17 protein-coding genes are annotated in these 20,304 nt (G+C 69.0%); 10 read left to right on the top strand and 7 right to left on the bottom strand.

Going from position 1 to position 20,304, the window contains the following annotated elements:
• The 7 genes from A5708_RS17475 (at position 1) to A5708_RS17445 (ending at position 7,316) form a co-directional block, all read left to right on the top strand.
• Complete coding sequence (locus A5708_RS17475; RefSeq protein ID WP_065029832.1) at positions 1-453, top strand: helix-turn-helix domain-containing protein; 453 nt, start codon at positions 1-3, stop codon at positions 451-453.
• Positions 454-460: 7 nt separating this feature from the next.
• Positions 461-952: a hypothetical protein gene (locus A5708_RS17470; RefSeq protein WP_065029831.1), complete on the top strand. Its 492-nt coding sequence runs from the start codon at positions 461-463 to the stop codon at positions 950-952.
• Positions 949-2,190: a DUF6545 domain-containing protein gene (locus A5708_RS17465; protein ID WP_081292997.1), complete on the top strand. Its 1,242-nt coding sequence runs from the start codon at positions 949-951 to the stop codon at positions 2,188-2,190. Before A5708_RS17470 ends, A5708_RS17465 begins: the two co-directional genes overlap by 4 nt.
• A gap of 91 nt (positions 2,191-2,281) precedes the next feature.
• A complete protein-coding gene (locus tag A5708_RS17460) occupies positions 2,282-3,802 on the top strand; it encodes an HNH endonuclease signature motif containing protein (protein ID WP_065029830.1) in 1,521 nt (506 codons plus the stop codon).
• A 36-nt stretch (positions 3,803-3,838) separates the two neighbouring features.
• Positions 3,839-4,645 carry an MBL fold metallo-hydrolase gene (locus A5708_RS17455; protein ID WP_065029829.1) on the top strand — a complete coding sequence of 269 codons (807 nt, stop codon included), beginning with the start codon at positions 3,839-3,841 and terminating at the stop codon, positions 4,643-4,645.
• A 209-nt stretch (positions 4,646-4,854) separates the two neighbouring features.
• Entirely contained in the window at positions 4,855-6,003 is a 1,149-nt protein-coding gene (locus tag A5708_RS17450) for a PPE family protein (protein WP_065029828.1), read from the top strand.
• A 158-nt stretch (positions 6,004-6,161) separates the two neighbouring features.
• On the top strand, positions 6,162-7,316 hold the full coding sequence (locus A5708_RS17445; RefSeq protein ID WP_065029827.1) for a PPE family protein: 1,155 nt from the start codon (positions 6,162-6,164) through the stop codon (positions 7,314-7,316).
• Here A5708_RS17445 and A5708_RS17440 read toward each other — a convergent pair.
• Positions 7,247-7,906: a DUF5994 family protein gene (locus tag A5708_RS17440; protein WP_081292996.1), complete on the bottom strand. Its 660-nt coding sequence runs from the start codon at positions 7,904-7,906 to the stop codon at positions 7,247-7,249. The genes A5708_RS17445 and A5708_RS17440 overlap by 70 nt on opposite strands.
• Positions 7,907-8,048: 142 nt before the next feature.
• Between A5708_RS17440 and A5708_RS17435 the strand changes: the two genes are divergently transcribed.
• Complete coding sequence (locus tag A5708_RS17435; protein ID WP_065029826.1) at positions 8,049-9,047, top strand: magnesium transporter CorA family protein; 999 nt, start codon at positions 8,049-8,051, stop codon at positions 9,045-9,047.
• A gap of 306 nt (positions 9,048-9,353) precedes the next feature.
• On the opposite strand, the gene A5708_RS17425 is transcribed toward A5708_RS17435, so the two are convergent.
• Positions 9,354-9,719 (bottom strand): DUF732 domain-containing protein, encoded by a 366-nt coding sequence (locus tag A5708_RS17425; protein WP_065029824.1) that lies wholly within the window; start codon positions 9,717-9,719, stop codon positions 9,354-9,356.
• 191 nt (positions 9,720-9,910) lie between these two features.
• On the opposite strand from A5708_RS17425, the gene A5708_RS17420 reads away from it, so the two are divergent.
• On the top strand, positions 9,911-10,831 hold the full coding sequence (locus A5708_RS17420; RefSeq protein ID WP_065029823.1) for an alpha/beta hydrolase family esterase: 921 nt from the start codon (positions 9,911-9,913) through the stop codon (positions 10,829-10,831).
• A gap of 65 nt (positions 10,832-10,896) precedes the next feature.
• Here the strand turns inward: A5708_RS17420 and nei2 are convergent, their stop codons facing one another.
• Genes nei2 through A5708_RS17395 form a run of 5 tightly spaced genes read right to left on the bottom strand, consistent with a single transcriptional unit; the run spans position 10,897 to position 19,810 of the window.
• Positions 10,897-11,652 carry an endonuclease VIII Nei2 gene (gene nei2 / locus A5708_RS17415; RefSeq protein ID WP_065029822.1) on the bottom strand — a complete coding sequence of 252 codons (756 nt, stop codon included), beginning with the start codon at positions 11,650-11,652 and terminating at the stop codon, positions 10,897-10,899.
• A gap of 1 nt (position 11,653) precedes the next feature.
• Entirely contained in the window at positions 11,654-16,273 is a 4,620-nt protein-coding gene (locus A5708_RS17410) for an ATP-dependent helicase (RefSeq protein ID WP_065029821.1), read from the bottom strand.
• Positions 16,274-16,310: 37 nt separating this feature from the next.
• Positions 16,311-16,985 carry a TetR/AcrR family transcriptional regulator gene (locus tag A5708_RS17405; RefSeq protein ID WP_065029820.1) on the bottom strand — a complete coding sequence of 225 codons (675 nt, stop codon included), beginning with the start codon at positions 16,983-16,985 and terminating at the stop codon, positions 16,311-16,313.
• Between the two features lie 45 nt (positions 16,986-17,030).
• Entirely contained in the window at positions 17,031-18,560 is a 1,530-nt protein-coding gene (locus tag A5708_RS17400) for an aldehyde dehydrogenase family protein (RefSeq protein WP_065029819.1), read from the bottom strand.
• A complete protein-coding gene (locus A5708_RS17395) occupies positions 18,557-19,810 on the bottom strand; it encodes a VOC family protein (protein WP_065029818.1) in 1,254 nt (417 codons plus the stop codon). Before A5708_RS17395 ends, A5708_RS17400 begins: the two co-directional genes overlap by 4 nt.
• A 30-nt stretch (positions 19,811-19,840) precedes the next feature.
• Between A5708_RS17395 and A5708_RS17390 the strand changes: the two genes are divergently transcribed.
• Complete coding sequence (locus A5708_RS17390; RefSeq protein WP_065029817.1) at positions 19,841-20,293, top strand: Lrp/AsnC family transcriptional regulator; 453 nt, start codon at positions 19,841-19,843, stop codon at positions 20,291-20,293.
• The last annotated feature ends 11 nt before the right edge of the window (positions 20,294-20,304 follow it).

Below are 20,304 nucleotides of genomic sequence, written 5' to 3'. Positions count from 1 at the left end.
TTGAGATTCGACGATGTCCAGGCCGAAGGGCCGGATAACGGCGAGTTGGCGTCGCGTTTGACGAAGCTCTTCGAGGTCATGCGCAAGGCCGGCACGGCCCCGCTGTCCAACGCCGCGGCCGCGGCCGCTATCACCGAGAAAACCGGTGTATCAATCAGTCCGGCATATCTGTGGCAGCTGAGGAGCGGCATCAAAAGAAACCCGACGGTCGCGCATTTGCGGGCGATCGCAGAGTTTTTCGGGGTGCCGGCGTCCTACCTGATAGATCGAGACCCAGATCAGAAGATCGACGCACAGCTGACTTTGATGCAAGCGCTGCGCGACGTCGGTGTACGGGATTTGGCGGTGCGCACGTCCGGACTGACTCCGGAGGCCATAACGAGTTTGGCGGCAATGGTCGACGAGGTTCGTAAACTCCAAGACCTGCCGGCGATACCGCGCGAAGGGCGGTGAGGCGTAGATGGCATCCAAGACTGACATGCTCGCGTTGGTTCGAACCCTGCCCGTTCCCGCGCCCTGGGATCGCGCGGCGTTCATCGACGGCGTCGCCCGCTTGCGGGGCCGGCCGATTCGCCTGGTGCCGACGGTAGATGAGCTCGCGCTGGGCCCCTGCGGGGTGTGGCTGAAGCGCGATGAAGACGACATCATCATCCACGAGGCGGGTACCTCGGAATACCACATCGACCAGATCGTGTGCCACGAAATCGGGCACATGGTGTTGGAACACGATGGCGGGTCGCGAGGGGATACGAGCGCGGAGTACTTGCCCAAGATGATCTTCGCGAGCGCACTGGCCGGATTCGACCCCGGCACCGGGGTGATATTGGGCCGCACAAGCTTCGATGACAACCGCGAACGCGATGCTGAGATGTTCGCGTCGCTGGTGATGCTTGCCGCGGCCGAAGCCGGTGCGCGACAGTCGATGATGAGCAGCGTGTTCTTCCGCCGGTGATCGCCTCCACTGTGCCGGGCGTCATCGCCTGGCCTTTGATCGCCTTCATGATGCTGGTGCTGCTGGGGCGCTACCGGTGGTGCAACAGCAACCTCTATGAGAAATACTTCAACACCACACTGGCGCTCATGTTGGCGGCTCAGTTGTTGCGCGAGCACCTTGTGCAAAACGTGCTCGTCCGAACGGCCTTCATGACGCTGCCGGCCACGTGGCAATTGAGCACCGCGGTGCTGAGCTACAGCTACAGCGAATTCATCGGGTTCACCCTGTTGTGGTCCGGGCTGTCGGAAGCCGAAACCCGCCGTAGGCACAAGTATTATCGCCTGGCGGGTGCGCTGCTCGCAATCGGGTTGCTCGTGTTCGGTACTCCTGCCCGAATGGCGGGGCAGTCCCTGGAGTTCACGATCGGCTGGAACTCAGTGACGACCATGACCTGCTTTATTGCCATGCCGATGGCCCTGGTAACGCGCGTGATCTGGAATTCCGTGCGCGAGTTGCGGATTGCCGACCGGCGGCGGGAGCGCCTGATCGCGATCAGCACACTGGCGATGGGTCTGACGGCTGTTGCGACAGCGCTTCACGAAGCCGCCCTGCAGATATCCGACCAACTTGGCTGGACTCACACCGCCGCCTTCAGGCAGCAATTCCACGCGTCCTGCTTTTTCTACATGATATTCAGCCTGTTCGTGATCGCCCCTGTCCCCCTTGGGATGAAGCTGCGTCATTCGCTCGGACTCGATCAGATCAGTCGCAGCTGGCGCGAATTGCAGCCGCTGCGACAGGCCATGAGAGTTGTTGTCCCAGAATGTGTCTTCGAATTCGCCGATGATGAGCCGGGGCGACAGAAGACGGAGTTGCAGCTGCACCAGACGGTGGTCGAGATCCGCGACGCCATCTTGGGACTGCGCCCATATTTTCGTGCAATACCCGGCGATGAGCTGATGCACTTTCTCGCCGGGCCCCACAACGTGCCTGCGCGCGAACGCAACGCGGCTATCTCAGCCCTGCGCCTGGCTTACGCCGCCAGAGCCAAAGCTGCCGGCGTGGCGCCGGAAGCCGCCGATGTCAACTCAACGTCGGTCGTCACGTCCCGGGCGGCGACGCTTCGACAGGAAGCCGCCGAACTGACGATGCTGGCGAAATGGTGGCCTGCCGCTTACACCGCCACTGAGAACCTCACCGAATCCGCGGCCCAGGCGAAAGCGCGCTCAACAGAGTTGATCGACGAAGTGAACTAGCTATCGGCGAATGCGCTTTCCTACCTTGCCAGCACGGCCGACCGGACGCTGCGCCGAGCCGCGGTCGTAGCCCGATGGCATAATCGAAAGTATGTTCGAATCCACGACGGCCCGGCTCGACGAGCTGTTCGAGCGGCGCCATCCGTCGGCAACGCCGGAGTCCGCCGCGCTCCTGGAGCGGATCGGTGCGTTTTCGCGGGTCGAGAATCGGGCGGCGGCCGAGCAGTTGACCGTGATCGGAGAGTTGTTCTCGTATCGGCTTTCGCGGTGTGCGGAGTGTGAGGAGTGGGCCATCGACACCGAGGCGGCGGTCAGTGCTGAGGTCGCCGCCGAGCTGCGGATCAGCCAGGGCCTGGCCGGCAGCAAGGTTCGCTATGCCCGCGCCATGCGGGAGCGACTGCCGCGGGTGGGCGAAGTGTTCAAGGCGGGCGACATCGACTTTCGGATGTTCGCCACGGTGGTGTATCGCACGGACCTGATCACCGACCCGCAGGTGCTGGCGGCGGTGGATGCCCGGCTGGCGGCCAACGTGGCGCGCTGGCCGTCGATGACACCGGCGCGGCTGGCCGCGCAGGTGGACAAGGTTGTCGCGCGGGCCGACGCGGATGCGGTCCGGCGGCGGCGGGAGCGGGCGCGGGGGCGCGAAGTCTGGATCGGCGACATGGGGGACGGTCTTGCGCGCATCGAGGGCAGCCTGCTCGCCCCGGACGCGCATCTGCTGGACCGGCGCCTGAACGCGTTGGCCGCCACGGTGTGCGGGGACGACCCACGCACCCGTGAGCAGCGCCGCGCCGATGCGTTGGGAGCGTTGGCGTGCGGAGCGGACCGGTTGGGGTGTCGCTGCGGACGCCGCGATTGCGCGGCCGGTACACGGCGCGCGGGTCCGGTGGTAATCCACGTGATCGCCGAGCGCGGCAGTCTGGACGGCACCGGCTCGGCGCCGGGCTACGAGCCGGGTGCCGAGGGCTTGATTGCCCCGGAGTTGGTCGCCGAGCTGGCCGCGTCGGCCACCCTGGCGCCGCTGGTTCACCCGGGCGATGCGCCGCCCGAACCGGGTTATGTGCCGTCGAAGGCGCTGGCCGATTTCGTGCGCTGCCGCGACTTGACGTGCCGCTGGCCCGGCTGTGACCAGCCGGCCCTCAACTGCGACGTGGACCATACGATCCCGTACGCAGACGGTGGGCGCACGCATGCGTCGAACCTCAAATGTTATTGCCGCACACACCATTTGGTGAAAACTTTCTGGGGCTGGCGGGAAAAGCAGCTGCCCGACGCGACGCTGATCCTGACCTCACCGGCCGGGCGCACGTATGTCACCACGCCGGGCAGTGCGCTGCTGTTCCCGAGCCTGTGCCAGGGTGTCGGCGCGATTCCGGCCCCCGAGGCCGACGTGGCGTCGGACTACTGCGGTGACCGGACGGCGATGATGCCGACCCGGCGCCGCACCCGCGCCCAGAACCGCGCCGGGCGCATCGCGGCCGAACGCCGGCATAACCGCGACACCCGTATGGGCAGGCGGATCGACAGCTCCGCCGTGGCCGAAAGCCCTGGCATGGCAGACAGCCTCAGCGGGCCCGCCCCGCCCGGCGCCGACGATCCGCCGCCCTTCTAGCGGTATGGCCGGCGCGGGACCGGGTAGCCCGCGGCTATGGACATCACCGTCACGTTCGTCGGCAACGCCACCACGCTGATTTCTGCGGGCGGGCTGACGCTGCTCACCGACCCCAACTTCCTGCACCGGGGGCAACGCGCCTACCTCGGCCACGGCCTGGTGTCCAAGCGGCTCAAGGAGCCGGCGTTGCAACTCAGCGAACTCCCGCCGCTCGACGCGATCGTGCTGTCACACATGCACGGTGACCACTGGGACAGGGTGGCGCAGCGGGGCCTCGACCACGAACTGCCCGTCGTCACGACCCCGCACGCCGCCAAACGGCTGCATCGGCGTGGCTTCGCGCGGGCCCGTGGCCTGCGGACTTGGCAGCAGCACACGATCACGAAGGGCGGCACCACGCTCACCCTCACGTCGCTGCCGGGGCGCCACGCACCGGGGTGGAGTCAGCGCCTGCTCCCGCCGGTGATGGGCACCATGCTGGACGTTGCCGCCGACGACGGCTCGTCCCGGCGCCGGCTGTACATCTCCGGCGACACCCTGCTGATCGAGGAGCTCAAGGAGATTCCCGAGCGGTTCGACCCGATCGACGCCGGCATGCTGCACCTCGGGGGCACCCGACTGCCCGCGGGAAACCGGCTCCCGTTCGGACTGACGGTGACCATGGACGGCCGCCAGGGCGCCGAACTGGTCGCGATGCTTGCCCTCCCGAAGGCGATCCCGGTGCACTTCGACGACTACGCGGCGTTCGCGTCGCCACTGGTCGACTTCACCCGGGAGATGCAGCGTCGCGGCTTGGGGGACCGGATCATAACGGTGAACCGCGGCGCCTCGGTGACCGTTTGATGGACGGCGGGTGACGGGTAAACGGCCCTGGCCAGCAAATGTCAAATCGCTCTCAGCCAAAGGTATAGGGTGTCCTAACACGTGGCGGTCGAACTGGGAGGTACCGACTGCAGGTGACAGGCTTCGACGTGCAGAGTTTCAGGGTTCTTCGTTGCCTGGTTAACGCAAATTTGCTGGGGACGTTCTCAGCGTGGGCATTGTGAGATGTGATGGATCTTTTTGCACCCCCCGAGGTCACCTCGACGCTCATCCACACCGGGCCGGGAGCGGGCTCGCTGATTGAGGCCGCCGGCGCGTGGCAGCAGCTGGCGGTCGAGCTGGAGAATTCGGTCTCTACCTATACGTCGACGTTGTCGTCGCTCATGGAGTCGTGGGACGGCTCGTCGGCGACGGCGATGCTGCAGTCCATCCAGCCCTACCTGCAGTGGCTACGCGAGACCGCCCAACAGTCGTCGCAGATGGCTAACTCGGCCGAGGCCGCCGCGACGGCGTTCAGCACCGCTCGCGCCACGGTGGTTCACCCGTCGGTGGTCAGCGCCAATCGGACGCGTCTGAGCCAGCTGCTGGCCACCAACCGGTTCGGCCAAAACACCGCGGCCATCGCCCAGGCCGAAGACGAATACCAGACCATGTGGTCGAACAACTCGGCGGCGATGAGCCGCTATCAGGCGACCTCGTCGCAGGCGACCACGCAGCTGTCGCAGTTCAATTCGCCACTGTCCACCACGGACCCGAGCGGAACGACCAGGCAAGCGCTGGCGGTGAACCAGGCCCAAGCTTTGGGCGCAAACAACGTGGTCCAGAACCTGACTACAGCGGACTCCTCGCTCGGCGGCCTCTTCGGCAGCGACGGCGACCCCAACAGCGGGTGGTTCGGCTACTTCAGCACCTGGGGTAACCAGTTCATCTCGTCCGGGTTCCCCATCAACATGCTCAGCTACCTGGCGCAGAACTCGTCGGCCAGCGCGCTGCAGAGCGTGGGCGGCGACATCGGCAGCGGCCTGTCGGAGGGCCTCGGGGCCGCCTCGGCGAGCCTGTCCAACGCGGTCAAAGGCATCGGAGCGGGCATGGCGCCGTCAAGCGCGATGGGCGTCGGGGTGTCGCTGGGCAAGCTGACCGCGCCCCCCGCCGTGGTGGGGCTGCTGCCGGGTACGCAGACCGGGGTGCAACTCGCGTCGGCGGCCTCGCCGCTGCCGGCGGGCGAATCGGGGCTGCCTCTGATGCCGATGATGGTGCCGCCGACCACGGGCTCGGCGGGCACGGGCTGGCGCAAGCGCAAACAGCAGAAGTACGAGGACGTTGCCGTGGGCCGGGAGGTCAAGGGCAAAGTGATGCCTCGCAACCCATCTGCGGGATGACGTCAATGGTGCCCCACGACTGCGGACGCCGAACCTCGCGGTCAACGGTGACCGGCAGCGGGACACCGCGATGCCTTATCGCCACCCACTCGCGAATTGCCGGACGGGCCAATGCACGGCGTTCGCCCCACCCACGTTCTTCTCCAAGGTAAAGGTTCATGGATTTCGGGATGCTGCCGCCGGAGGTCACTTCGGCGCTGATCCACGCTGGGCCCGGAGCATGGTCATGGATCGCGGCCGCCGGCGCCTGGCAGGAGCTCAGCATGGAGCTCGAGCAATCCGCCGCCGGCTACAGCGCGGAGCTGTCGTGGCTGATGACGACGTGGCACGGCCCGTCCGCCTCAGCGATGGCCCAAGCGCTGGAGCCCTATCTGGACTGGCTGCGCGTCACCGCGCAGCAGTGCCAGGAGGTCGCCACCTCGGTGCAGGTGATGACCGCGGCATTCGAGTTGACGCACTGGACGGTGGTACATCCCTCGGTGGTGGCCGCCAACCGCGCTCGCCTGGCGATGTTGTTGGCCACCAACTTCTTCGGGATCAACTACCCGGCGATCGCCGAAACCGAAGCCGAGTACACCACCATGTGGGTGAACAACTCGGCGGCGCTGGTCCGCTACGCCGCGACCTCGGCGAGCACCGTCCGAGCGCCCTCGTTCACGCCGCCGCCGCAGGTCGCCAATCCTTCGGGCGTGACGACCCAAGCCGCCATCGTGCCCGCCTCGGACACCGTCAACTCGGGCACGATGACGGCCGCCAACCTGGGGGCGAGCCAGGATCTCGCCACCTCCAGCGCCTTCGGCCTGGATCCCGACTCGGGCTGGTTCAGGTATTGGAGCGTCTGGGGCTGGCAGGAACTCGCGGGTGGAATGCCGATCAACCTGCTCAGCTACCTCGCCCAGTTCAACACCGCGCAGGCCCTGCAGGGAGGTGTGGCCGGCGACATCTTCGGCGGCCTGGCCGAAGGCACGGCCGCGCTGTCGTCGGCCGAGACGCAGCTGATCAGCGCGGTCAACGCCGCCGGATCCCTGGCGCCGCGCGCGACGCTGGGCATCGGCATCTCGCTCGGCAACCTGACCATGCCGCCCGCGACGGTGGGGATGCTGGGATCGTCGGCGCCGGTGCAGCTGGTGTCAGCGGTCTCCGCGCTGCCCCCTGGCGCCGGGCAGACCCCCATGCTGCCGATGGTCCCGGCGCGCCCGGCGGGCGGCTCGGCGAACGGTCGCCGGCGCAAGGGGGGACGCGACTACGACGATATTGAATACGGTGCGGAGCTGCCCGGCACCGTGATGAACAGGCCGCCGTCGGCGGGATAGCGCTGGTTGGGCGACTCCATCATGCGGTTGCGGACGATGTGTTCGACGAGGATGGGGACGAAGGTCTGCACCGGCGCGTCAATGAATCGTTGCGCCGTCTCCTCGCACCAGCGCCTGATCTGAGCGGTGCGCCGCTCGTCACCGAGCCCCTCGTGACGGGCCAGCTTGTCGGCCACGTCCGCCACCGATCGCCCCACGGTGACCCGGACGGCCGGGGACACCACGGTCTCAGCGGGTGCCCGCACCGCGTCGAGTGCCCGGCGGGCGACGTCCTCGTCGGTGTCCGGTCGGATGACGTGCAGGGTGATGTGGCGGCCGTTCTCGCCCATCACGATGACGCTGGCCTCCTCGTCATTGATAAAGCCCAGCAATTCGATTGTGTGCCTGTCGATTTCGACCAGCGGCGGTGTCTCGTGCCAGGCGTTGCGGCGGTAGCCCACCATGACGATCTGCCCCAGCCGGTCGGACAGCGAGGCCACCAGGCCGGGCAGCTCAACGGCCAGGTTCGTCGACCGCGGCCACCAGGCGCCGTCGACGTGCTCGGACACAGCCCGATATGTCTTGAGCTGCAACCGGTTTGATTGCTCCATGTCACCCACCTGCTCACCGAATCTCCCGGATCGGCCTGACGGCCCCGTGACGTCAAGACCATCACGGATAGTCGGCGGCCGCTGCGCCAGCGAGTGGCTGGCGGGTTTACCGATCGTGAACAACGATTGAGAAGATGTCGTGATGCAGATCGCTTCGAGTATCCAGGGCCGGGTGTGGCGCGGCGGCAATGCGCAGGACGATTTCGAGTTCGACAAGATCTCGGACTACCTCACCGAACCCGACACGCTGGTGTGGGCCGACCTGTGCGAACCGGACCATGACACGCTGTGCGGGCTGGCCGACGAACTCGGCCTCAACCGCTGGGCGGTCGAAGACGCCGTGGCGGCCGCCGAGCGGGTCAAGGCCACCGCCTACGAAAGCCACACCTTCTTCACCGTCTACGCCGTCGATGTCGCAACGGATACCGCCGACACCGGGGAGCGGATGCTGTCGATGCAACGCATTTCGGGATTCGTGCTGCCGCAGGGGCTGATCACGGTGCGCCTGACGCCCGACTTCGACATGACGCAGGTGACCCGGCGATGGCAGGAGATCGGCGGCCAGAGCTACGGTGTCGGCGCGTTGGTGCACGGCCTGCTCGACGTGGTGGTCGACAGCCATTTCACCGCCGTGGAGGCCCTGGATGACTGCATCGAAGCGATCGAGGACGAGTTGTTCGACGGCAGGCCCCGCAAGGGAATCTTTCAGCGCCGCACCTTCCGGCTGCGCAGGGATCTGGTGAACCTGCGCCGGATCGCCCTGCCCATGCGCGAGGTCGTCAATGCGATTGCGCATCATCGTGTTTCGGACGGCTCCGATCGCCGGCTGGATCCGCTGTACGCCGACCTGTACGACCACGTGCTGCGGGTGTCCGAATGGACGGAATCGTTGCGCGACATGATCACAACGATTTTCGAGACCAACCTGTCGCTGCAGGACGCCCGGTTGAACATTGTCATGAAGAAGCTGACGGGATGGGCGGCCATCATCGCCGTGCCGACGGCGATCACGGGCTTCTACGGGCAGAACGTGCCCTACCCGGGCTTCGGCACGCACGCGGGATTCGCGGCCAGTACCGGCGTGATACTCGTCTTGATGGTGGTGCTCTACGTGATGTTTCGGCGTCGCGACTGGCTGTAGGCCGCGGCGGGTCACCCCGCCACGGACGGGGTCGAAATGCCTTGGTGGATGCCCTGATTGATCTTGTCCCGCAGGCCCGGGCTACCAGGTGGATCGGAATCCTGGCAGGCGCAGCTGAGATGGCTGAAGGGGTTGGGATCGGTGCTGGCCGATGCCGTGGCCGCGCTGGAAACGCCGAGTGCGATCGCGATACCCACAACACCGACAAAAAGTCTCGGAATCATTTTCGGCCTTGGAATTCTTCGTTTCGGATACCTCAAATTTTATCCGCGATTGCGTCACGAGCCTGTCAACCGGCGGTAAATTTCAGGACCCGGACGATGCCGCCGCGTCCGCGTATTTCGGGCAATAAGCCTTGATGCTGACCCCGACGAAATAGCCGGCGTGATAGCTGTCCAGCGTGCTGCTGGACAGCACATTGTTGGCGACCTGTTCCGGTGTCTGGCCCATATCGAGTTCGTGACACACGGTGTGCCCGGAGTTGACCGCGGCGTCGGGTGACTCGTAATTGATGCCTTTGGCTTTCAGCGCGGCCAGGAAGGCGTCATCGGGAGACGTGGCGTGCGCGGTGGCGGACACGGCCAGCACGCCGAGCAACCCGGCCACCGGCGCCACGGCGATCGCCAAGAGCGATAGCGGCCGCGTGGGCTTGCGTATCTGGGTGGTCGTCATTTCTGATACTCCCGTGGAACAGAAGTGCCGTTGCTTGCTGAAGGCGGGGCTAGTTCGAATGCTTGCATGTCGGGGCGTCGCCCGGCGTGGTATCACCGATAATGCGGTGTGTGCCACACAAGGGTTTGCTCCGCCGTCGGACACGCGTTACCGGCGAGCCCTCGTCGACGCGCCGTCGGTGATCTGACGACATGGCATACGCGCGGTGGCTGTGGCTCGCTGTGGTGGCGATATGCGTGGTCGGCTGCGGTGTGCGGCACGTGTCGGCGGCCAGCGCTCGAGACATTTCCGGCACTTTTCGATCCGGCGGCATGGACCGAACCTACATGTTGCACGTGCCGGCGGGCGACCCCGTCGGGCTGGTGCTCAGTTTGCACGGGGGCGGCGGCACCGGGATCTCGCAACGCGGCCTGACGGGCTTCGACACCGTTGCTGACGCCCACAACCTGTTGGTGGCCTACCCCGACGGCTACGACAAGAGCTGGGCGGACGGGCGCGGCGCCTCGCCCGCCGATCGCCGCCACATCGACGATGTGGCCTTCCTGGTCGGGCTGGTGAACAAGCTGCAGAACGACTACGGCATCGCGCCGGGGCACGTCTTCGTCACCGGGATGTCCAACGGCGGCTTCATGACCAACCGGCTGGCATGCGACCGCGCCGACCTCTTCGCGGCGGTCGCCCCGGTGGCCGGCACCCTGGGCGTGGGGGTGGCCTGCAATCCGTCACACCCGGTGTCGGTGTGGGAAGCCCACGGGACGGCCGACCCGCTGGTGCCCTTCAAGGGTGGGGTGGTGCGCGGCCGCGGCGGAGTCAGCCACTCCATCTCGGCGGACACCATGGTCGCCAAATGGCGCTCGGCCGATGGGTGCCCGGGCGAGCCGGCCTTGGAGGCGCTCCCCGACGTCCGCGACGGCACCGTCGTGCACCGCTACGAGTCCACGGGATGCGCGGCGAACACCGGTGTGGTGTTCTACAAGATCGACAGCGGCGGCCACACCTGGCCGGGCGGCAAGCAATATCTGCCCGCGGCCGTCATCGGCCCCACCACCCGCGCGCTCGACGGGTCCGAGGCCATCGCCCAGTTCTTCCTCGCGCACGCCCGTCAGGATTAGCGGCGATCGCAAGCGCGGCGAAGCCGGGCGCAGCGGGTCGCCGCCATCAGGACCAGCGGCTGGCCTCAGCGCTGGCAGGACGGGCACCAGTACGTCACCCGTTCCCCGGAGTCGTCGAAGTTGATCCGGGTGCCGCAGCGGCGGCAGGCCTGCCCGGATCGCCCGTAGACCCACAGTTGCCGTCCGGTCCGGGTGTCGCCGGTGGTGCACCGGTTCCAGCGGAAGCGATTGAGCCACAACATGTCCCGCGCGCGCGAGACCAGCCGATGGGGGTTGGCGACGTCGCGCACCGGCGCGGTGGGCAGATGCCCGGAAAGGAAACACAATTCGTTGCTGTAGACGTTGCCGACCCCGGCCAGCACCCGCTGGTCCAGCAGCGCCTCGGCGATCGGCCGGTCCGGGTCGGCCGTCAGGTTGGCGGCGGCGAGCGCGGGATCCCAATCCTCGCCCAGCAGATCGGGGCCCAGATGCGCGACGGCGTCACCGTCACGCTCGCGCTCCAGGACCTCCAGCACGCCGAGGTCCACGCCGACGGCGCGGACGCTGTCGGTCTCCAGGATGATGCGCGCGCGGTGGTCGGCCCGTACCGGGCGGTTGCTGACCCGCCAGCTCCCGTCCATCTTCAGGTGCGAGTGAATGCTGGCGGCTCCCACGCGGATGAACAGGTGCTTGCCGCGGCTGAGCACCTCGTCGACCACCTGGCCGCTGAGATCGACGGTGGCGAACCGCGGCACCCGGATGTCGCAGCGGGTCAGGGTGCCGCCGACCAGGTGCTCGCGCAGCACGGCCGCGGTGTGCCAGACGGTGTCGCCTTCGGGCATGTCAGCGCAGCCGCATTCCGCGCGGTGTGCGGGCGAAGCCGGCGTCGGAGAGCGCGTCGGCCGGGCCGGGCACGTCCGCGCGGGGTTGCAGGGCCGGCACCCCGTCGATGCGTTCGACCAGGATCGACGCGACGCGTCGGGATGTGACCAGATCCGCCAGCGCCGTCGCCGCGGCGTGATTCGCGGCGGGGTCGTCGGTGAAGGTGAGCAACGACCGCCCGCCCCGCTCGAGGAACCAGGCCAGCTCGCCGTCCACGAGCACCACCAGCGCACCGGCCTTGCGGCCCGGGCGTGCCCCCGGGCCCCCGGACCCCGAGCCGTCGCCGCGAGGGGCGGGCCAGGGCAGCGCGGCGCCGTAGGGGTTGGCCGGGTCCGCGGCGGCCAGCGCGATCGCCCGGTACTCGGGCCGTTCCGGGTCGATTCCGTCGGAGTAGGCGCGCAGCCGGTCGACGGTCGACGCGACCGCGAACTGCGCGCCGCCCAGCGACTCGATGAAGTAGCCGCGCTGGCAGCGGCCGGCGTCCTCGAAGGTGCTCAGCACCTTGTACAGGGTGGCGAACCCGCCGGGCACGCCCTCGGCGGTCACCGCGCCCCGGGTCAGCACGCCGTGGCGGCCCAGCAGAAGCTCGGCTTGGTAGTGGGCGCGCAGCGTGGAGTCCGGTTCCGGGGCGGGCAGGATCGACCACCGGCCGGCCACGGTCGGGTCGGCGGGGCGTGACTGCGGGTGCGCGATGCTGTATCGGCTCAGTCGCGGCGGGCGGTGCGACCGGTGGGCGGGCGCGGAGCGCTTGCGGGTGCCGGTGCCCCCGAGCAGGGCGCGCACCGGGGCGAAGGTGTCGCCGGTGATCCAGCCGGCCCAGATCAGTTCCCACAGAGCGGATTTGAGCTCGGACTCGGGCATCCCGCCCTGCGTGAGCTGGCGGAAGAAGTAGGCGCCCCCCGGCGCGAGCGTGTCCAGGACGGCACGGTGGGCGTCGCCCAGTTCGATGTCGGCCGGCCCGGGCAGCGTCAACGGCGCGGATTCGCTGGGGTGCAGCGCGATCCAGCCGTCGCCGGTGGAGATCGACCCGGCACCCGACCAGGTGACCTCGCCGGTGGCGAGCAGCTCATCGAGCAGCGCGGGGGAGTAGTCGCGGATCCGAGGGGCGAGCACCAGCGGCTCGATCGCCGAAGCGGGCATCCTCACCCCGGCCAGCTGATCGATCACAGTCATCAGGCCGTCGAGACCGGAATGGCTTGGCGAGCGCGATGATTCGGCCGCGCCCACCCGATGCCAGGCTGGCAGGAACCGGCCGTAGGCGGCCGTGCTGACCGGCTCGACCTGGGCCCGCAGCGCGGCCAGCGACCGCCGCCGCAGGATGCGCAGCACGTCGGCGTCACACCACTGCTCGCCCCCGGCCACCGGGGCGCCGGGCATTTCGGCCGCGGCGACGAAGTCGCCGCGCACCAGCCGGCCGTCACCGGCCAGCCGGCCCAAGATGTCGGCGGTCACCCGCAGCCCCAGCCCGAACCGGGCCGCGGCCTCGCCGGTGGTGAACGGGGTGTGGGTGCGCGCGTAGCGGCCCAGCAATTCGCCCAGCGGGTCGGCCACCTCCTCGGTGAAGGCGGCCGGCACGCCCAGCGGAACCGCGATGCCGATGCCGTCGCGCAGCCGGCCGATGTCCTCGATGGCCACCCACCAGCTGCGGCCGGCGAACGACACCGTCAGCGCGCGCCGGGCCGCGCGCAGCCCTTCCAGCCAGCCGGCAACGTTTTTGCCGTCGGCGACGTCAGTGCGGGCGGCCACCTCCTCCTCGGTCAGCGGGCCCAGCAGCCGCAGCAGGTCGGCGACGCCCTCGGCGTCGCGGGCGGCCCGGTCCGGCGCGAGGTGTTGCAGCTGGCGGCCGGTGCCGGCGATGATCTCCGGATCGAGCAGGTCGCGCAGCTCCACCCGGCCCAGCAGCTCGGCCAGCAGCGTGCTGTCCAGCGACAGCGCGGCGGCCCGGCGCTCGGCCAGCGGGCTGTCGCCTTCGTACATGAAGGCGCCGACGTAGCCGAACAGCAGCGACGCCGCGAACGGCGACGGGCGCTGCGTCTCGACCTCGAGCAGCCGCACCCGCCGCTGCGCGATGCCGGTCATCAGCAGCGTCAGGGCCGGGACGTCGTAGACGTCCTGCAGGCATTCGCGGATGGTCTCAAGCACCACCGGGAAGTCGGGGTATTTGCGGGCCACCTCCAGCAGCTGGGCGGCGCGCTGCCGCTGCTGCCACAGCGGTGAGCGGCGGCCCGGGTGCCGGCGGGGCAGCAGCAGGGCGCGGGCCGCGCACTCGCGGAACCGCGACGCGAACAGCGCCGAGCCGCCCACCTCGGCGGTGACGATCGGGTCGATCTCCTCGGCGTCGAAGACGAAAAGGTCGGCCCCGGGCGGCGTGTCGCCGGTGTCGGAAACGGTATCCGGCAGGCGCACCACGACGCCGTCGTCGGACGCGGTGGGTTTTTCGTCGATGCCGTAGCGCTCGCGCAGCCGGCGGGCCACCGCCAGCGCCAGCGGTCCGTTCACCGGGAGCCCGTACGGCGAGTGCAGGATCACCCGCCAGTCGCCCAGTTCGTCGCGGAACCGCTCGACCAGCAGGGTGGTGTCGGTGGGCACCACGCCCGCGGCGTTGCGCTGCTCGTCGATCAGGCCCCACAGGTTGTCGGTGGCGTACGCGTCGAAACCCAGTCCGGCGCAACGTTTGTCGAACGCCTCACGCTTCAGCCCGGCGAGCTCGCCGGTGAAGGCGCCGAGCGCGGCGCCCAGCTCGGCCGGGCGGCCCAGGCCGTCGCCGCGCCAGAACGGCAACCGGGCCGGCTGGCCGGGGGCGGGGATGACCAGTACCCGGTCATGGGTGATCTCGGTGATGCGCCAGCTGGTGGCGCCCAGCGAGATGACGTCGCCGGGACGCGACTCGTAGACCATCTCCTCTTCGAGTTCGCCTACTCGCGAAGGCTTTTCGGATTCGGAGGCGAGGTAGACGGTGAACAGCCCGCGATCGGGGATGGCGCCGCCGGAGGTCACGGCCAGCCGCTGCGCGCCGGGCCGCGCGGTGAGCGTGCCGGTGTCGCGGTCGTAGACCAATCGCGGTCGTAGCTCGGCGAATTCGGTGGACGGGTACTTGCCGCTCAACAGGTCCAGGGTGGCCTCGTACACGCTGCGCGGCAGCGCCGCGAACGGGGCGGCCCGCCGGACCGTGTCGAACCACCGGTCGGCGTCCAGCGGTTCCAGTGCGGCCGCCGCCACGGTCTGCTGCGCCAGGATGTCGAGCGGATTGGCGGGCACCCGCATGGTTTCGATCTGGCCAGTCAGCATGCGCTGCACGCTGACCGCGCAGCCGATCAGATCGGTGCGGTGCTTGGGGAACAGCACGCCCTGCGAGACCTCGCCCACCTGGTGGCCGGCCCGGCCGATGCGCTGCAGGCCGCTGGCCACCGACGGCGGCGCCTCCACCTGGATCACCAGATCGACGGCGCCCATGTCGATACCCAGCTCCAGGCTCGAGGTGGCCACCACCGCCTTGAGGGTTCCGCGTTTGAGATCCTCTTCGACCAGGGCGCGCTGTTCCTTGCTGACCGACCCGTGGTGGGCACGGGCCAGTCTCGGGTCGGCGCCGTAGGTCTGGCCGCTGCCCATGATGTGCGCCGGCGCGCCGCCGGCCACCTTCGGATTGGCGTCCGTGGACAGTTCGACTCCGCCGCGTTCGGCGTGAATCTCGTTGAGGCGCGCGGTAAGTCGCTCGGCCAGCCGGCGCGAGTTGGCGAAGACGATGGTGGAATTGTGCGATTCGATCAGGTCGACCAGGCGGTTCTCCACGTCGGGCCAGATGGTGTTGTTGGCCAGGTTGGCCATGTCGGGCACCGGCACCTGCACGGTGAGCTCGACCGTCTTGGCCGACGGCGGGGCCACGATGGTGGTCGGCGCCTGCCCGGACAGGAACCGGGCGAGTTCCTCGGGCGGGCGCACCGTGGCCGACAACCCGATGCGCTGGGCGGGCTTGTCCTCCCGCAGCGCGTCGAGGCGCTCCAGCGACACGGCCAGGTGCGCGCCGCGCTTGCCGCCGGCGATGGCGTGGATCTCGTCCACGATCACCGTCTGCACGCCGGCCAACGTCTCGCGCGCGGCCGAGGTGAGCATCAGAAACAGCGACTCGGGTGTGGTGATCAGCACGTCGGGCGGGCGGTTGATCAGCTGGCGACGGGCGGCGGGCGGGGTGTCGCCGGACCGGACCCCGACGCTGATGTCCGGGGCCGGCAGACCCTGGCGCTCGGCGATGCGGGTGAGGCCGGCCAGGGGAGTGCGCAGGTTGCGCTCGACGTCGACGGCCAGCGCCTTGAGCGGGGAGACGTAGAGCACGCGGGTGCCGGGCGGGCGCTCCGTCGACCCGGCCAGGCTGTCCAGCGCCCACAGGAACGCCGCCAGCGTCTTACCCGAGCCGGTCGGGGCGATCACCAGGGTGTTGTGGCCGTCGGCGATCGCGTTCCAGGCCTCGGCCTGGGCGGCGGTGGGGGTGTCGAAGGTGCTGGTGAACCACTCGCGGGTGATCGCGCTGAACCGGCCCAACGGGTCGGAACGGCCGGGCGGCCCGGAATCAGCGCGAGTGCTCACCTATCCATGGTGCCAACGGGCACCGACAAGGCATCGGCTAGCGCGGCTCGAGGCGCGCGGTCGCCATCGCGTGGGACAGCTCCTCGGGAATCTCGGGCACCCGGGCGATGGCGTCGAACAGTGAGTGCGCGCAGGCGTCGGCGAGGCGATCGGCGTCGGTGCTGGGATCGATGATGCGCTGCCGGCACAGCTCGAAGGTGAACGCCAGCCAACCGTGGCAGATCACCCGCAGGTCGCGCTCGACGTCGGGTTCCAGCTTCGTCCCCGGCACCTTGGCTGCCAGCAGGTCGGTGATGCGGGTCATGATGTGCTCGAGCTGCCGGTTCTTGGCTTCGTCGTCGACGCCCAACAGGACGGGGTCGGAACGGCCCAGGCCGACGTACGCGGCCCACGCGGCCTCGGGGTTCTGCTCGTGGTAGGCCATGTAGGCCATCACACCGGTCCGGACCTCTTCGTACATGGTCAGGCCGGTGGCGTCGTCCATGTTGGTGTTCTCGTACAAGCGGTCGGCCTCGTCTTTGACCACCGCCGCGAAAAATGCTCGCTTGTCCGGGAAGTAGTGGTACATCAGGGCCCGCGACACCCCGGCGCGTTCCGCGATCTCATCGATGCGGACCTCGTCGTAGGGTCGCTTCCCGAAGACCTCTGCCCCTAAAGCGAGCAGCTCAGCGCGTCGATCCTCGGGGGACAAGCGCCTGCGGGCTGTCGGCATGTGTCAGATAGTACTCATACGACATGAGACGACGGCCACATTGGATTATCCGAACTCCACGCCCTGGGCCAGCGGCAACTCGCCGGAATAATTGACGGTATTGGTACTTTGGCGCATGTAGGCCTTCCACGAGTCGGTGCCGGATTCGCGTCCGCCGCCGGTTTCCTTCTCACCGCCGAACGCGCCGCCGATCTCCGCGCCGGACGTGCCGATGTTGACATTGGCGATTCCGCAGTCGGATTCGGCCAGGAACCGCTCGGCCTCGCGCAGGTCGGTGGTGAAGATGGCCGACGAAAGGCCCTGTGGCACAGCATTATTGAGTGCGATCGCGTCATCCAGCCGGTCGTAGGTCAGCACGTAGAGTATGGGCGCGAACGTCTCGGCCGCCACGATGGCCGTCTGCGCGGGCATCCGGACCAGGGCCGGCGCGACGTAGTAGGAACTCGGGTGTTCGGCGACGCCGGGGTGGGTGCGCGCGCCGCCGATGACCGCACCGCCGTCGGCGCGCGCCTGCTCCAGCGCGCCCACCATGTCGCGGTAGGCGGTCTCGTGGATCAGCGGCCCGACGAGGGTGCCCGGCGCGGCCGGGTCGCCGATCCGGAGCTGTGCGAAGGCGGACGCCACGCGCGCGACGACCTCGTCGGCGACCGAGCGGTGCACGATCAGCCGACGCAGGCTGGTGCAGCGTTGACCGGCGGTGCCGGCCGCGGCGAACACCACCGCCCGCACCGCGAGGTCCAGGTCGGCCGACGGCGTCACGATGGCGGCGTTGTTGCCGCCCAGTTCCAGCAGCGCCCGCCCGAACCGGGCGGCGACGCGGGGGCCGACGGCCCGGCCCATCCGGACCGAACCGGTCGCGGACACCAGCGCGATCCGGGGGTCGTCCACCAGCAGCTCGCCCAGGTCGCGGTCGCCCAGTACCAGGGAGCTCACCGCGGGCGGGGCGCCCACATCGGCTGCGGCCCGGGCGATCAGGGACTGGGTGGCCAGCGCCGTCAACGGCGTCAGCTCCGAGGGCTTCCACACCACCGGATCCCCGCACACCAGGGCCAGAGCGGCGTTCCAGGCCCAGACCGCGACCGGGAAGTTGAACGCGGTGATCACCCCGACGACGCCGAGCGGGTGCCAGGTCTCCAGCAGTCGGTGGCCGGGGCGCTCCGAAGCGATGGTGCGGCCATAGAGCTGACGCGACAGGCCGACGGCGAACTGGCAGATGTCGATCATCTCCTGCACCTCGCCGGCGGCCTCGGAGCTGATCTTGCCCACCTCGAGCGTCACCAGGGTGGCCAGCTCGTCCTTGTGCTCGGTCAGTAGCTCGCCGAGCCGCGCCACCAGCGCGCCGCGAACCGGGGCCGGGGTGGCGCGCCACGCCGAAAACGATTGCGCGGCTTCGGATATCACCCGCTCGGCCTGCTCGTGAGTGGTGGGCGCGACGGTGAACAGCACCTCACCGGTGATCGGTGTGCTGGCCGGCATGCCGTGGGCGTCCGGCTCACCGAGAGCGATCTCGGCCCCCATCGCCCGCAAGGCATCCCGCACCCGGGCGCGCAGGTCATCGGCGGTCGGCATGGTCATTGCGGTGCCTCCTGGGAGAGCGCTTCGTAAAGCGGGTAGGGGTCGTAGATCTCACGGTCGATGGACCCGGCCAGCCGCTGGGCGTCGTAGCCGGAATCGTCGACGGCGCAACTGTTTCCGAAGCCGGCCGGCGATTCCAGGTTCGACCGGAAGATACCCGCCGCCGACGCGGGCAGGAAGTCCTCGTAGACGATCGGCGCCGACGGGTCGCCGCCGCGGTAGTAGGCCAGTCCCGCGGCGGCCATCTGCGCGTCGGTGCGCGGGAAGTGGTTCGCCCACGCCGCGGCCGGGTCGGCGGCGGCCATCGCGGCGTCGTAGCGTTCCCGGCCCTTGGGTGTCAGCGCGACGCCGCGGGCCTCCACCTCGCCGAAGCGCACCCGCAGCGTCCCCTCGGTGATGCGGCCGTCGTCACCCCGGAAGCGGCGCGGCTCGGCCAGGGCACGAAAAGACGTCTGGCGCAACAGGACCGCCGGCCCGTCGGTGCGGGGCGGCCCCTGGATGGCGTCGATCATGGTGATGCCGCGCCGGGTCATCCGCCGGTACAGGTCGTCGATGTCGAGCACCCGCGGCGTCAGGTGGTTGATGTGGGTCGAGCCGACACCCGCGATGTCGGCGGCCACCGCGGAGACGCCCGCCAATTCGTCATACCACGATCGCTCGATCGGCTCGCCGGACAACGCGAAGGCCGCCACCGCCGCCGCGACGAACGGCCGCGCCTCGTCGGCATCGCAGCCACCCTCGGCGGCGATGACCCGCGCCCGCGCCACCACCGCGGGGTCGAACAGCCGGCGCCGCTCCAGGAAGGTGTCGACGCGGCGGCGCAGGTCGCGGTCGAAGTAGCGCGGGTCGCGGGTGGCCAGCAGCGAGGTGAACACCCGGAACGGGTTGCGCGACAACTCGGTTGCGTCGATGGGCCGGAAGGCGGTCGAGACCACGGGGACGGGTGACGCCGCGCGACGCAGGTCGTAGAAGCCCACCGGCAGCATGCCGAACGCGGCGAAAAGGTCTGCGACGGCGGCCAGTTCGGCCGGGCTGCCCACCCGGATGGCGCCGTGCCGCTCGGCGGTGACCCGCCGCAGCGAGCCGAAGCGTTCGGCATCGGCATGACGCGCCGCGTAATCGGCGTTGACCCGCTCGCTGACCTCGACCAGGGTGCCGTAGGCGGGCACCTCGGCCGCATACATCGCCGACAGGCCCGCGGCGAACTGCGCCCGGAGCTGCCAGGTTTCCAGCCATTTCGTGCGGGTCACGACGGGCCGTTCCTGCGATAGTCTCCGGCCATGAGTGAGACGCTCGACGAGGTCGACCGGATTCTGGTGCGCGAGCTGGTCGCCGACGGCCGTGCGACGCTGGCGGAGCTGGCCGCCAGCGCGCGGCTGTCGGTCTCGGCGGTGCAGTCGCGGGTGCGCAGGCTCGAGGCACGCGGGGTCATCGCGGGATACGCGGCGCGCGTCGACCCGGAGGCGGTCGGACACCTGCTGTCGGCGTTCGTGGCCATCACTCCCTTGGATCCCTCTCAACCCGATGATGCGCCCGCCCGCCTCGAGCACATCGAGGAGATCGAATCGTGTCACTCGGTGGCCGGCGAGGAAAGCTACGTCCTGCTGGTGCGCGTTCCGTCCGCCCGGGCGCTGGAGGACCTGCTGCAGCGGATCCGGACGACGGCGAACGTCAGGACACGGAGCACCATCATATTGAATACTTTTTACGCTGATAGGCAACGAATACCATAAAATATACGGTA

It is taken from the genome of Mycobacterium colombiense (genome assembly GCF_001672755.1).
Taxonomy (GTDB): domain Bacteria; phylum Actinomycetota; class Actinomycetes; order Mycobacteriales; family Mycobacteriaceae; genus Mycobacterium; species Mycobacterium colombiense_C.
The sequence above is the reverse complement of the archived record's forward strand: the minus strand, read 5'-3'. Positions and strand labels throughout refer to the sequence as shown.